The sequence below is a fragment of the Pauljensenia hongkongensis genome (assembly GCF_001746855.1).
In the GTDB taxonomy this organism is placed as follows: Bacteria; Actinomycetota; Actinomycetes; order Actinomycetales; family Actinomycetaceae; genus Pauljensenia; species Pauljensenia hongkongensis.
Map to the genome: position 1 here is coordinate 1462858 of NZ_CP017298.1, position 13324 is coordinate 1476181.

Here is a 13324-nt window from a genome sequence, read left to right on the forward strand (position 1 = left end):
CGCCCCCGGGCCCGCGGCGGGCGGGGCCAGGCGGAGCGCCGACGCCGGGACAGCGCGGAGCACCGACGCTGGGGCCGCGCCGGGCGCCACCACGGTGACGATGAGCGTGGGCGGAATGACCTGCGCCTCGTGCGTGCGGCGCGTGGAGCGCAAGCTCGGGAAGCTCCCCGGCGTGTCCGCCTCGGTCAACCTGGCCACCGAGTCCGCGCGCATCACCCTCACCCGCCCCTACTCCGACCAGGAGCTGGAAGGCGTCGTCGGGGCAGCCGGGTACCAGGGCGCCGTGACCTCCCGCGTGGAGGACGGGGGCCCGGCCGGCAGCGCGGGCACCTCCCGAGTGGACGCCGGGGCGGCCGCATCGGACGCTGCCGCCCGCCAGTCGGGCGCCCGGGAATCCGCGGGCTCCGGGGACGCCCCGCAGCCCGGACCAGCGCCCGACGCCGCTGCGATCGCCCTGCCCGAGCACCTCACGGGGGCACGGGTCCTGGGGGTCCTGGTCGTGCGCGACACCGTCAAACCGACCTCCCGCGCCGCCATCGCCCAGTTGCGCTCCCTGGGAATCGAGCCCGTGCTTCTCACCGGCGACAACGAGGCGGCGGCGCGCCACGTCGCCTCCCAAGTGGGCATCGACCGCGTCATCGCGGGCGTCCTGCCCGACGGGAAGCGGGCGGCGGTCGCCGAGCTGCAGGAGCGCGGCGCCGTCGTGGCCATGGTGGGCGACGGCGTCAACGACGCGGCCGCACTGGCGCAGGCGTCACTGGGGATCGCGATGGGCTCGGGCACGGACGTCGCCATCGAGGCCTCCGACATCACCCTGGCCGGATCCGACCTGGCCAGCGCGGCCACGGCGATCCGCATCTCGCGGCGCACGCTGCGCGTCATCAAGGAGAACCTCTTCTGGGCGTTCTTCTACAACGTCGCGATGGTCCCGCTGGCCATCGCGGGGCTGCTCTCCCCCATGTTGGCCTCCGCCGCCATGGCGTGCTCGTCGGTGTTCGTGGTCCTCAACTCCCTGCGCCTGCGCTCGGCGTCATGAGCTGCGGCCCCGCTCCCGTCCGTCTTCAGCATCCGCTCCCCCTGGTGCCGCACACAAGGGAAGGAATTAGGTAACACGGGGCCGCACACAAGGGCTTGATTCCGCCCTTGTGTGCGGCGTGTGTTGCGTAAATCAGGGTCCTTGTGTGCGTAACCCGAGCGAGGGCACGCGCTCGATCCCCCAGCTCGGGAACGCCAGTGCGCGGTGCCAGCACGACACGCAGAACAGCCTGCGATTTTACCATTTATTTATAATCTCTAGACGGATCAACGTAGTATGGGGGCCATCCACGAAGAGCAGGACGCGTCATGAAGCCACTACGCACATGGCTCGCTGTAGCCGGAATCGTCGCCATCGGGGACCAGGCGTTCTTCGTCGTCCTCAGCCTATTCCTCCTCTCCTCCTACGGATCGGGCATCGCCGCCTCCTTCCTCACTGCCACGTCGGTCGCGCGCCTGGCGCTCATCCTGGTCGGCGGTTGGGCCGCGGACCGGTGGTCGCCCTACCGCTGCATCCAGGTGGGCTTGGTCCTGCGCATCGCCTCCTTCCTCATCGTGGGCCTGGACTCCCTGGGAGGGCCCAGTGTTCCACTCCTGTCATGCGGCGTCATCCTCTTCGGGGCGGGCGACGGCCTCTACCTGCCTTCGTCAGGGGCACTGCTGAAACGGCTCACCAACCACGGGGACTTCTCCCGCACCATCTCCTGGGTCCAGGTCATCACCAGTGTCGCCACGGGGCTCGCTGGCGCGACCAGCGGCTTCAGCTTCGAGGCCGTCCCGCTGCACACCCTGTTCTTCTCCTTCGCGCTGCTGGCGCTGGCCGCGTTCGCACTGTTCCACGCGATACCGGCCACCCCCTCGGCAGCGCCAGCGGCCGACCATGCCCTCGCGGACCCGTCCCCCTCCAGCACGACCGCCTCGCTGAGAACCGTCATGACGGCAAACGGCGGAACGGTCGCCGTTGGACTCCTCACGGCCCTTCTGATCGACGCGTCGTTATCGGGGGCGTTGAACATCGTGCTCCCCGCGCGCTACCTGGAACTGGGCTGGGGCGGCGGGGCCTTCGGCGCGGCGGTGTGCCTGTTCGCCCTCGGCGGCGTCCTCGGCGGCATCATCGCATCGCGCATCCCGGCGGACCGTCTGGCGGTGCGCAACGCGGTCATCAACGGCGGGATCCTCGTTTTCGCCGCGCTCACCTGCGCATTGTACTTCGCGCTTCCGGAGCCGGTGTCGCTGGCACTGGTGGCCGCCCTGGGGCTGTGCGCGGGAGTGGCCGCGCCCACTCTGATCGGCGACATCATGAACAACACGCCCCCCGAGTTCGCGGGGCGCGTCTACTCAGCGATCAACCTGGTGACCTACGGTTCAGCGCCCATCGCCTATGCGGCATGCGGGTTCCTCATGGCCCGCTTCTCGACCGCAGCGCCCTTCCTGGTGGGGGCGGCGCTGCTCGCACTCGGAGGCGCGGTCAGGGCCGCCACGACCCCGAAACCGCAGTAGAACGCCTGAGCGACCGGGAAGCGTCCCCGCTGGCGCCGCCCGCCCCCGGCCTGGTGGAGCAGTACGCCCAGGCGCGGCCAGAGGCGTCCCAGACGAGCATCCGCCCGCAGGGCCCCGCGCCCAGTGAGCCGAGGCTGAGCCGGATCCACCGGGCCCGCCCGGTTCACGAGGTGCGGTGCGCCACCTGGAAGCCGTTGCGCTCGAACACGAGCTCGTAGGAATGCCCCGGGTGGGCGTCGGTGGCCCAGCCGACGGCGGTGACATCGCGCCCGCCCCACACGTAGGAGCGCTGGTCGACGACCACGTACTCGGGCAGCGGATCCATGTCTTTCGCGGACCCCACCCAGTAGACCTCGTGGTCGGGCACCATGCGGGCCATGAGCGTTATGTCCGTCTCCACGGCGCTTCCGGCCGGGACCGCGGCCATCGCCTGATGGGCGGCCTCGGCCCGCGGGCCGTCCTGGCCGAAGCCGGACGAGGTCAGCTGCCACATCGGCAGCAGTGGCGCGGTCGCGGCCAGCGCGAGCAGCGGAGTCGCGACGCCGGCGCTGATGACGCCCGTGCCCCACCAGGAGCTGAGGCGCTCGGCGCGCCACGCGGGGCCCCCGCCTCGTCGGCCGGGGCCCGGTCCTCGTCGGCGCTGCGCCGGTCGCGCCACTGGGCAGCGCGCCCGAGGACGTCCAGCAGGGCGGCGCTGGCGATGGGGACCAGGACCGCGTTGTAGTGCCACGAGCTCCACTCGTAGTAGAAGTCGACCGACCCCATGAACCGCCACGCCAGGGTCGGCACGACCAGCGCGAACCACGGGGACGCGGCCCCCACGACCCCAGCGCCCAGCACGCACACGAGAACAGTCGCGATCTTCACGGACGGGAAGGTGAGGATCTCGAGGAGGGAGGGCCACACCTTGGCCGCGGCGGCGCCCCCGGCGGAGCTGCCCGCGCCCGTCGCGGACCCGTCCAGCGAGTACGCCCACGTGCCCGCGGGGTTGAGGGCGGGCAGGAGCACCTGGGTGGTGATCACGAAGGCCACCGCCCCGAAGGCCGCGAAGGCCAGGGACTCCGCGAGCGCGCGCCGCCCCTGATCGCGCCTGCACCAGGCGAGGACGAGACCGGCGACCATGATCGTCAGCCCCAGATCCTCTTTGACCAGGACCAGCGGCGCCAGCCACGCCATGCAGGCGCGGTAGCGCCCCTGGGCGAAGGCGACGCCGCCGTGGGCGAGCATGGGCACCGCGAAGGCGATCTCGTGGAACTGCGCGCCGACGGCGCCCTGCAGGCCCCAGCCCAGGCCGTAGGCCAGGCCGATGACGAATCCCCCGGCACTGCCCGCCAGTCGGGTCGCCGCGCGAGTCACGGGCCAGGCGGACCAGGCGAGGAGGGCGTTCTGGACGATGAGCAGGGTCAGGCCGGATGGGAACACGCGGTAGACGGGGCCCAGCAGGACCAGGATCGGGTGGAAGTGGTCGCCGAGCAGGTTGAAGCCGGGCCCTTTGATGGGGACGATGGGCCAGTGCCCCTGGGAGTAGGATTTGGCGGCCTCCGTGAAGATGGCCAGGTCCCAGCTGGGGGAGGCCATCATCCGCCACTGCCCGACGGAGTAGAGGCAGTACACGCCCAGAGTGAGCGCGCAGACCACTACGGGGACGGCCAGTTCGCGCGCGCGGCGGCCGATCGTTCCCACTGTGCCTCCTATGAGTCGGTCGTGCCCGCGTCCCCTTCCCCGCCGCGTTCGCGGGCCGGGCGCGGGTAGGGCTGCCCGATCGCCTGCGCCCGGGCGCTCCCGGCTCCCGCGGGCAGTGCCCCGCGGTGGAACGCCTGGCGGAGCACCGCCATCACATTATCAGCCATGCGGGCGGAGCGGTTCAACGAGCCGAGGGACTTGTCGGCGCCCGAATGCACGAAGTTGCAGGGGATCTCCACCACCGAGAAACCGGCGCACAGGACGTCGATGGTCATCGCGACCTCCAGGGCGTACCGGTTCAGGAAGGGCATCGCCGCTTTGAGCGCCTCCCGCGTGATGCACCTCTGGTAGGACATCGGGTTGTGGGAGTCCCACCCGGTCTTGCGGCGGATCAGGGAGCGCGCGATGCGCTGGGCGCGGGCGTTCTGGGCCTTCCCCTCGCCGGGCGGCACGGAGGAGGCGCAGTCCGCCAGCCCAGAGTTGACCGCCTCGACCAGGGCGGTCGCCTCGACGGCCGACTCGCCCAGGTCCGGGGAGAGGATGAGCAGGTGGCGGGCGGGCCCGTCTGCGCGGTCGCGCATGGCGGCCACCTTCACGCCCGTTTCGATGGCCGAGGCGCGGCCGCGTTCCACGGAGTGGCGCACGACGACGGCGCCGGCCGCCCGGGCGGCGCGGCCCGTGTCGTCGGCGGAGCCGTCGTCCACCACGATGAGCAGATCGACTCCTGGGATCGCGCGGCACGCCCGCACCGTCGCGGCCACGTCATGGCCGACGTTGTGCGCCGGTATGACGGCCGCGATCCTCTGGGGGGCCTTCCTGCCCGCAGCGCCTCGCGCATGGTTCACGGACAATATTGTAGGAGCGTTGGGCGCTGAAGGCCCGCTGTACTCCCGACGTGTGGCTGATGAAGCTGAGCTTCAGCGGATCGTCACCTGGCGGGAAACGAGCCCCTGGCGGACACGGCGCTCATCGGCGGTGAGGGCGTCGGTGAGCTCCAGCGCGCGGGCGAGCGCCTCGGCCATGGCGGCGACGCCTGGGGCCGCGTCAGCCGCCCCCACTCCCTCGCCGAGTTCGAAGACGGGGATCGGGATGCCGCAGGCGCGGAAGGCGCCGACGAAACGCGAGCCCTCGCCCACGTTCGCGCCGCCGTCAACGGCGAGGCGCGCCAGGGCCGTGAAGAGCGCGGACTCGTCGACGGCGGTCACGTAGCGCACGAAGTTGCGGTTCATCTCGCACCAGTAGGCGCCGGGCACGCCGGGGACGGCCTCGGTGGGGATGATCTCCTCGCGGTTGCGCTCCAGGGCGCGCCTGGTCTCGTCGTCGACCTCCTCGGAGGGGTCGAACCAGTAGGAGAAGTCGTCCTCCAGCGAGATGGAGGTGAAGCCCTGGGGGTCCAGGATGTCCTGGAGGCGCTCGGAGGGCTCGCGCACGTCCACGGGGACGACGCCCTCAGCGCCCCTGTCCTTCGCCGCGATGGCGGCCAGGACGGCGGCGCCCGCGTCGTGGGAGAGGTCCGCGGAGTTGAAGCGGGTCTGCAGGGCGACCAGGATGCGCCCGTCGGGGCGGATCATCGCGGGGTGCCCGTCGGGCAGCAGGGTCACGAAGTCGAACTCGACGCCGCCGTGGGCCGCGTCGGTGCGCGCGGTGAGCGTGGCGCAGGGGATGATCTCGCGCATCGCGACCAGCTCGACCTCCTTGGCCAGCCCCTCGTAGGGACGCGCCACGAAGGGGATCGGCGGCCGGTAGGCGGCGAGTTTGGCGGGATCGGTGACCTTCTTGCGGCGACTTGCTTTACCCATGGGGGCAATCGTAGCGGTTCCACCCGCCTGGCGAGGCGGGGGCAGCCCGCGAGGCGGGGGCGCCGGATGCGCGCCACAGGCGTAGCGTTGGGGCATGAGTGTTGTGCTGAAGCGAGTGTACGAGGACCCCTCCCCCGACGACGGCTACCGGGTGCTGGTGGACCGCCTGTGGCCCAGGGGCGTGCGCAAGGACGAGTTGGACTACGACGAGTGGGCGAAGGACGTGGCGCCGTCTGCGGACCTGCGCAGGGCGTGGCACCACGGGGAGATCACCGACAGCGCCTTCCGCCAGGAGTACGCCGCGCAGCTCGACGGGAACCCCGGCGTGGCAGCGCTGGCCGAACGGGCCCGCCGGGGCCGGGTCACCCTGTTGTTCGCGGCGAAGGACACCGCGCGCTCGCACGCGCACGTCCTCAAAGCGGCGATCGAGGCGGCCGGGGCCACAACCGCCGGGTGACCGGCGGCTCCACCTGCTCCGCGGACGGCTGCTCGCCCGCTGCCCCCTTCGCGCGCCGAACACCACATGCCGGGCGGGCGGAGGGCGGCCCCCGCCTCGGAACCCGCCTCAGTCGTGCGAGATGGCCCTCACCGCCCCCAGGCCGGAGCGGTAGGACTCCAGGAAGCGCTCGTACCCGGCAACGCCCTCGGCGGTGGGCTCACAGGTCACGGCCCGCGCCCCGGTGAACACGCGGGAGGCCAGGTAGTCCGGCAGGGACAGGCCGTGGGAGTCGGCGGCGTAGCGCGCCAGGACGGCGATGCCCCACGCTCCGCCCTCGCCCGCGGTCTCCCCCACCGTCGTGGGGATCCCCAGCGAGTCGGCGAGGAGCTGCTGGGCGACGCCCGGGGTCTTGAAGAGCCCGCCGTGGGCGAAGAGCCTTTCGAGGACCACGCCCTCGCCGCGCAGGACGTCCACTCCGACGCGCATCGGCGCGAAGACCGTCATGAGTTGGACGCGGAAGGCGTTCGCCAGGGTGAGGGCCGCGTCCGGCGTGTGGGTGAACAGGGGGCGCGCGGACTCCAGGCCGAGCAGGGGCTCGCCGGAAAGGGTGTTGTAGGCCAGCAGGCCCCCTCCGTCCGCGTCGCCGGTCATCGCATTGCGGTAGAGCAGGTCGTAGGCCGTGGAGACGGGGACCTCCGTGCCCGCCAGGCGCGCGAACTCGACGAACAGGGAGACCCACGCGTCGATCTCGGAGGAGCCGTTGTTGGAGTGGACCATCGCGACCGGCGAGCCGTCGGGGGTGGTCACCATGTCGATCTCCAGGTGGAGGTTGTCCAGCGCCTTCTCCAGGACGACCATGAGGAACACGGAGGTGCCGCAGGAGATGTTGCCGCTCTTGGGGGCGACGGCGTTGGTGGCGACCATCCCCGTCCCGGCGTCGCCCTCGGGCGGGCACATGGGGATTCCGGGCAGCAGGGCCCCGGTCGGGTCGATCAGGAGGGCCCCCTCCTCGGTGAGGGCCCCCGCATCGTCGCCGGCGGACAGGACGGTGGGCAGGAGCTTGGCGAGGTCCCAGGGCACCAGGCGGTCGACCAGGTTCGCGTAGGCGGACAGGCACCGCGCGTCGTAGGAGCCGGTGGCGGGGTCGATGGGGAACATGCCGGAGGCGTCGCCGACGCCCAGGACGTGGCGGCCGGTGAGCTGTTCGTGGACCCATCCGGCCAGCGTGTTGATGGAGGCGACGCGCATGACGTGGGTCTCGCCCGAGCAGATCGTCTGGTGGAGGTGGGCGACGGACCAGCGCAGGGGGATGTTGACGCCGAAGAGCTCGGACAGCTCGGCCGCGGCCTCGGCGGTGTTGGTGTTGCGCCAGGTGCGGAACTGGGCGAGCTGGCGCCCTTCCGCGTTGAAGGCCAGGTAGCCGTGCATCATCCCGGAGACGCCGATGGAGCCGTAGGTGGTCGGCGTGAGCCCGTACTCGTCGCGCACGTCGTCGACCAGCGACGCGTAGGCGCTGCGCAGCCCCGCGCGGACCTCGTCGAGGGAGTAGGACCACAGGCCGTCGTCGAGGTGGCTCTCCCAGCCGTGCGAGCCCGAGGCGAGGACCTGGTGATCGGGTCCGATCAGAACGGCTTTGATGCGGGTGGAGCCGAATTCGATTCCGAGTGCGGTGTCGCCGTCCTCGATGAGTGCTCTCGCGTCGGTGGTCACTGTGTCCTCCGTGGTCGTCGTTGACGAGGCCGGGGCGGGTCCCCGGGAAAGTCTGCTGTTAACGGTAACACCATGAGCGCGGCGCCGGTAGATTCTCGGAAAGCAACTCAGGGGAGCCCTGCGGGCGCCGGTCGCCCCAGCGGCCCGGCGGCCCCTCCGGCGCCCCCGGTGAAGAGGACCCGCAGACGGTCGATGAGGGCCAGTTCCGCCTCGGTGAGCGGCCTGGCAGCCCCGCGCTCGACGAGGATCAGGGCCACCGACGCGTAGACATCCGAGGCCAGGGGCAGGGCCTGTTCGTCGATACGGCCCTGTGCCCACTGGCGGAACACCGACCGGAACATCTGGCGGAGCCGCTCGCGCAGGTCGGAGCCGCCATCCCCGCGAACTGCCAGGAGCGTGGTCAGGGCGCGCCCGTTGCGCGCGTAGAAGTCCGCAAGGCGACGGCTCAGGGCCGCTCCGTCCTCTCCGCCGAGCCACATGCCCTCGATGGCCGGGGCGATGTCCTCCAGGAGGAGGGAGACCACCTCGGCCAGGAGGGCGTCCTTGTCCGCGTAATGGGCGTAGAAGGTGGTGCGCGACACCAGGGAGGCAGCGCATATGTCGGTGACGCTCACGTGGGCGTAGGGCTTGGCCCGGCACGCCGTGACGAGGCCGGACCGGATCGCGCGCCGCGTCTTGCGGATGCGCAGGTCCAGGTCCTTCTCGGCGTCCCGCCCGTGCGTTCCGGCCGCTCGCAAGTACATGCCCCTCCGATCATCGCCGCTGTATCCGTACACCTATCCTACGGATACCGGATCCACTGTCCAGTATCAGACACTCCATCCGTTATTGTGCGTTTCCCCGTTGCGCACGACCGCGTAGCCTCGGAGCATGTTCACGCACTACACCGGCAACCGGCAGTTCGACCTCCAGCTCAACCGCTCCCTCGGCCCAGTCCTGGACCGGGCGGGCGTAGGGCGCCTAGCCGCAAGGGTCCTCCCGCGCATCCGCTCCACCGGCCAGATCACGCAGTTCGCCGGGCGCCTGGCCGCGCGCTTCGAGTCCCAGGGGGACACGGCGGCCGCATGGCGCCTGCACTCCCTGGCCGCCTTCTACCTGCCCGTGGACGACCCTCGCAAGCGCCGCTTCATCAGCGCCATGTCGGCCGCCTTCGACGAGTCGCACCGGGGCCTCGCGCTGACCCGGCACGCTGTGCCCTACGGCGACGGCGAGCTCACTGCGATGCGATGGGAGGCGAACCCGGCGGACCGCGCCCGCTTCCCCCACGCGCCTACCACCCTCGTCATGATGAACGGCTTCGACGGCTACGCCGAGGAGATCATGGGGTTCGCCGAGCGCTTCCCCTCCCGCCCCTTCGACATCATCACCTTCGACGGGCCCGGCCAGGGGCACACGGCACTGGCGGGGATGCCCCTGGAGCCGCACTGGGAACTTCCGACGAACGCGGTCCTGGACCACTTCGGCCTGACGAGCGCCGCTGCCCTGGGGGTGTCCTTCGGGGGCTACCTGGTGATGCGCGCCGCCGCCCACGTCCCGCGCATCAGCCACGTCATCGCCTTCGACATGATGTACCGGCTGCTGGACGGGCTGACGATGCCGCTTCCCCGGCCCCTGCGCCCCCTCGTCGCCCCGGTGGTCGAGCGCGCCCGTCCCGCGTGGTTGATCGACGCAGCCATGTCGATCGGCCCGCGCGCGAGCGCCGACATCGCGTGGAAGCTGCAGCAGGCGCGCGCCCTGACGGGGCTGAGCAGGCCCAGCGACGTGCTGCGGGCGCTGGGCGCGTACACGATGGAGCCCCTGGCGGGCAGGATCCACCAGCCCTGCCTGGTGATGGCGGGGGACGCGGACCAGTACGTCCCCTTCGAGCGCCTGGCCGACGTGCGCCGCGTCCTGGCGGGCGCCGAGTCCGTGGACGTGGAGGTGTTCCACCGGGCGCAGGACCCGGGCATGGCGGAGCACTGCCAGATCGGCGATCCGGGCCGCGCCTTCGCGGTCATGGGCGAATGGCTCAGCGCGCCCCGTCCGCCCCGCAGCGCTCCAGGACCACGCGCATGACGGCGGCGGCCCCGTCGTTCTCGACGGCGGCGGTCACGTGGTCGGCGCAGGCGCGCACCTCCTCGGTGGCGCCGCCCATCGCGGCGCCGAAGAACGCCCACTCGATCATCGCGATGTCGTTGGTGCCGTCGCCCACCGCGACGGTGCCGTCCCGGGGGACCCCCAGCCGCGAGCGCAGCCACTCCAGGGCACTGGCCTTCGTGGCGCCCAGGGGGCCGATGTCCGCCCACGAGGTCCATCCGACGAAGACCTCGTAGCGGTCGGCGGCGCTCAGGGAGTGGATGGCGCGGTCGAACTCCTCGCGCCCCATGCCGGGCGCCCGGACGACGATCTTGGGGGTCGGGGTGGAGCGCATGCGCTCGAGCGGGATGATCTCGGACCCCTGCTCCAGCTCCCCGGGCGGGAAGGGCGCGGACAGCAGGCGCTTGGCCCCGGGGACCGCGGAGTAGAAGACCACTTCCGGCATCGCCTCCAGGGCGGAGTCGATCAGGGGCGCGGGGTCGAGGAACTCCTGCCGCACCACCTCCACCCCTCCCCCGCTCACCCTCAGGACGGTGGCGCCGTTGTTGCACACGACCCACCCGTCGGTGAAGCCGAGCTCGTCGAGGACGTCGAACATCTCGTCCTCGGGGGCGCGGCCCGACGCGATGACGACCTGGGCGCCCGCCGCGGCGAGCTCCCGGATCCCGGCGCGCACGTGGTGGGAGGCCCCCCTGGGGGTGAGGACGGTCCCGTCGATGTCGAGGGCCACCATCACCTTGTCCGCCTCGTGGGGGAAGACGGGGGGCAGGGCGCGGCGGGCCCCGTCGACGACCTCGGCGAAAGGCCGGGTCGGCTCGCCGGATCCGGGCACCGTCAGGAAGGACGCCTCGGCCATGTCAGCGCACCGGCTCGAGCGCTTCGACGCCGCCCAGGTAGGGGCGCATCGCCTCGGGCACGCGGATGGAGCCGTCGGGGCGCTGGTGGTTCTCCAGGAGGGCGACCAGCCAGCGCGTGGTGGCCAGCGTGCCGTTGAGGGTGGCGACGGGGGCCGTGCCGTCCTCGCGGCGCTCGCGAATGCCCAGGCGACGGGCCTGGAAAGTCGTGCAGTTCGAGGTCGAGGTGACCTCCATGTAGCGCTCCTGGGTGGGCAGCCACGCCTCGCAGTCGAACTTGCGGGCGGCGGAGGTCCCCAGGTCGCCGGCGGCCGTGTCGATGACGCGGTAGGGCAGCTCGGCCTTGGCCAGCATCTCCTCCTCCCACGCCAGGAAGCGGGCGTGTTCCTCCGCGGCGTCCTCGGGCCGGCAGTAGCTGAACATCTCAGCCTTGTTGAACTGGTGGACGCGGATGATGCCGCGCGTGTCCTTGCCCGCGGCGCCCGCCTCGCGCCTGTAGCAGGTGGACCAGCCGAGGTAGCGCTTGGGGCCGTCGCTCAGATCCAGGATCTCGTCGGCGTGGTAGCCGGCCAGGGCGACCTCCGAGGTGCCCGTCAGGTAGAGGTCGTCGGCGGGCAGGTAGTAGATCTCGTCGGAGTGCTCGCCCAGGAAGCCGGTGCCGCCCATGATCTGGGGGGACACCAGGGTCGGGGTCATCATCGGGACGAACCCGGCCCGGTGGGCCTGGTCGAGGGCCATCGACATGAGCGCGAGCTCCAGGCGGGCGCCGACGCCCTTGAGGTAGTAGAAGCGCGCGCCCGACACCTTCGCGCCGCGCTTCGTGTCGATCGCGTCCAGCCCCTCGCCCAGGGCGAGGTGGTCCTTCGGCTCGAAGCCCTCGGCCGCGAAGTCGCGGGGGGCGGGCCCCTCGTGGCGCAGCACGGTGTAGTCGTCCTCGCCGCCGCGGGGGACGCCGTCGAGCACCAGGTTGGGCAGGAGGCGGGCGAGGCGGTCGGCCTCGGCATCGGCGGCGTTCGCGGCAGCCTCGGCGGCCTTCACCTGCTCGGCGAGCTCCTTGGCCTTGGCGAGGATCGCGGGGCGCTCCTCCTTGGAGGCCCGTCCGACGGACTTGGAGACCTCCTTCTGGGTGGCGCGCAGCGATTCGAACTCCTGCAGGGCCCCCCGGCGGGCGGCGTCGGCCTCGATGATCTCGTCGACGAGGCCGGGGTCGGCTCCGCGGGCGCGCTGGGAGTCTTTGGCGGGTTCGGGGTTCTCACGCAGTGCACGCACATCAATCATGCACTCATCCTAGGCCACCCGGTGGCGATCCCGATTGCGCGTCCACCCGGCCCCGGGGCGGTCGGGCGCCCGGCAGGAGGAGGCGTTGCTGCCCCCGCCCCTATGGCTTACCTGCTGGTAACCAGAGGTATTCCGCGGAATATAATCAACTCTTGAAACTGTGCGTACTCCTTACCACAGTTATCCACCTTTGGTGCGTAATCTTGTGGACGACGACCACGCGCCGTCAGCGGCCATCTCCACACGGAAGCCCGCCCCACGGCTACTCTGGGCGCATGAGCATTCCCAAGTGGTTAGTCGCGGCGGTCCTGGGCGCCAGCGCCATCGGTGCAGGGCGCGCGGCCGTCGCCCTGACGAGACGGGCGAGGAGGCGATCAGCGCTCTCGGTCCCCTCTCCCCCCGCCGACCCCGCCGAGGGGCTGCTGCGCCCCTGGATCGTCATGAACCCGTCGAAGCACGAGGACCCCGCGGCGTTCCGCGCGCTCGTGGACCGCGCCGCGATGGACCTGGGCGCCGGCCCGCCCCACTGGTTGGAGACCACGCGGGAGGACCCCGGGGCGGGCCAGGCCGTCGAGGCCGTCTCACGGGGGGCGGCCGTCGTGATCGCGGCGGGCGGCGACGGCACGGTGCGCGCGGTCGCCGCCGGAATGGCGGGGTCGGGCGTGCGCATGGGGATCCTGCCGGTGGGGACGGGCAACGTCCTGGCGGGGAACCTCGGGCTCCCCGACGACCCTGCCGCTGCGATGGCGGTCGCCCTGGGCGAGTACCACCGCAACGTCGATCTCACATGGGTGCGCCTGGACGGGGTCGAGGAGGCGTCCCCCCTGCCCGCTGAGGGCGGCCTCGTGCTGGCGGCCCACGCGGCCCGCCCCCTGGAGGCGGGGCCCGCGCCGTTATCGGGCTCCCCCGGCCCCGCGACCGAACCGGAGCGCCCCGCCCGCCCTCCGGAG

At 72.0% G+C, this 13324-nt stretch carries 13 protein-coding genes; 5 read left to right on the forward strand and 8 right to left on the reverse strand.

The genetic code is table 11. The annotated features are described in order from the left end of the window. Window positions 1-1036 (forward strand): heavy metal translocating P-type ATPase (locus BH719_RS10115; RefSeq protein WP_009743923.1); only part of this gene is annotated, 1036 nt, incomplete at its 5' end. Between the two features lie 308 nt (window positions 1037-1344). Beyond that, the gene (locus BH719_RS06065) at window positions 1345-2535 is read left to right on the forward strand and encodes an MFS transporter (RefSeq protein ID WP_009743924.1); all 1191 of its coding nucleotides are present in this window, start codon (window positions 1345-1347) and stop codon (window positions 2533-2535) included. A gap of 163 nt (window positions 2536-2698) precedes the next feature. On the opposite strand, the gene BH719_RS10120 is transcribed toward BH719_RS06065, so the two are convergent. The 4 genes from BH719_RS10120 to BH719_RS06085 all read right to left on the reverse strand — a co-directional run bounded on the left by BH719_RS10120 (window position 2699) and on the right by BH719_RS06085 (window position 6017). Further along, complete coding sequence (locus tag BH719_RS10120) at window positions 2699-3028, reverse strand: hypothetical protein (RefSeq protein WP_009743925.1); 330 nt, start codon at window positions 3026-3028, stop codon at window positions 2699-2701. Continuing rightward, entirely contained in the window at window positions 3016-4218 is a 1203-nt protein-coding gene (locus BH719_RS06075) for a DUF2079 domain-containing protein (protein ID WP_009743926.1), read from the reverse strand. The genes BH719_RS10120 and BH719_RS06075 overlap by 13 nt, the downstream gene beginning before the upstream one ends. An 8-nt stretch (window positions 4219-4226) precedes the next feature. Beyond that, on the reverse strand, window positions 4227-5063 hold the full coding sequence (locus BH719_RS06080) for a glycosyltransferase family 2 protein (protein WP_034219633.1): 837 nt from the start codon (window positions 5061-5063) through the stop codon (window positions 4227-4229). A 72-nt stretch (window positions 5064-5135) separates the two neighbouring features. After that, window positions 5136-6017 carry a DUF5926 family protein gene (locus tag BH719_RS06085; protein ID WP_009743928.1) on the reverse strand — a complete coding sequence of 294 codons (882 nt, stop codon included), beginning with the start codon at window positions 6015-6017 and terminating at the stop codon, window positions 5136-5138. A 94-nt stretch (window positions 6018-6111) separates the two neighbouring features. Between BH719_RS06085 and BH719_RS06090 the strand changes: the two genes are divergently transcribed. Beyond that, window positions 6112-6474, forward strand: a complete 363-nt coding sequence (locus tag BH719_RS06090) for a DUF488 domain-containing protein (RefSeq protein WP_009743929.1) — start codon at window positions 6112-6114, stop codon at window positions 6472-6474. A 108-nt stretch (window positions 6475-6582) separates the two neighbouring features. On the opposite strand, the gene BH719_RS06095 is transcribed toward BH719_RS06090, so the two are convergent. Both BH719_RS06095 and BH719_RS06100 read right to left on the reverse strand, forming a co-directional pair. Further along, on the reverse strand, window positions 6583-8166 hold the full coding sequence (locus BH719_RS06095) for a xylulokinase (protein ID WP_009743930.1): 1584 nt from the start codon (window positions 8164-8166) through the stop codon (window positions 6583-6585). Window positions 8167-8273: 107 nt separating this feature from the next. After that, entirely contained in the window at window positions 8274-8909 is a 636-nt protein-coding gene (locus tag BH719_RS06100) for a TetR/AcrR family transcriptional regulator (protein WP_009743931.1), read from the reverse strand. A 127-nt stretch (window positions 8910-9036) separates the two neighbouring features. On the opposite strand from BH719_RS06100, the gene BH719_RS06105 reads away from it, so the two are divergent. Then, window positions 9037-10221, forward strand: coding sequence for an alpha/beta fold hydrolase (locus BH719_RS06105; RefSeq protein WP_009743932.1), 1185 nt, complete (start codon window positions 9037-9039; stop codon window positions 10219-10221). Here the strand turns inward: BH719_RS06105 and BH719_RS06110 are convergent. Then, a complete protein-coding gene (locus BH719_RS06110) occupies window positions 10175-11098 on the reverse strand; it encodes an HAD family hydrolase (RefSeq protein WP_009743933.1) in 924 nt (307 codons plus the stop codon). The genes BH719_RS06105 and BH719_RS06110 overlap by 47 nt on opposite strands. Window position 11099: 1 nt before the next feature. Continuing rightward, window positions 11100-12374, reverse strand: a complete 1275-nt coding sequence (gene serS / locus BH719_RS06115) for a serine--tRNA ligase (protein ID WP_009743934.1) — start codon at window positions 12372-12374, stop codon at window positions 11100-11102. Between the two features lie 275 nt (window positions 12375-12649). On the opposite strand from serS, the gene BH719_RS10125 reads away from it, so the two are divergent. Then, window positions 12650-13324: diacylglycerol/lipid kinase family protein (locus BH719_RS10125; protein ID WP_009743936.1), on the forward strand; the 675-nt coding region annotated here is incomplete at its 3' end.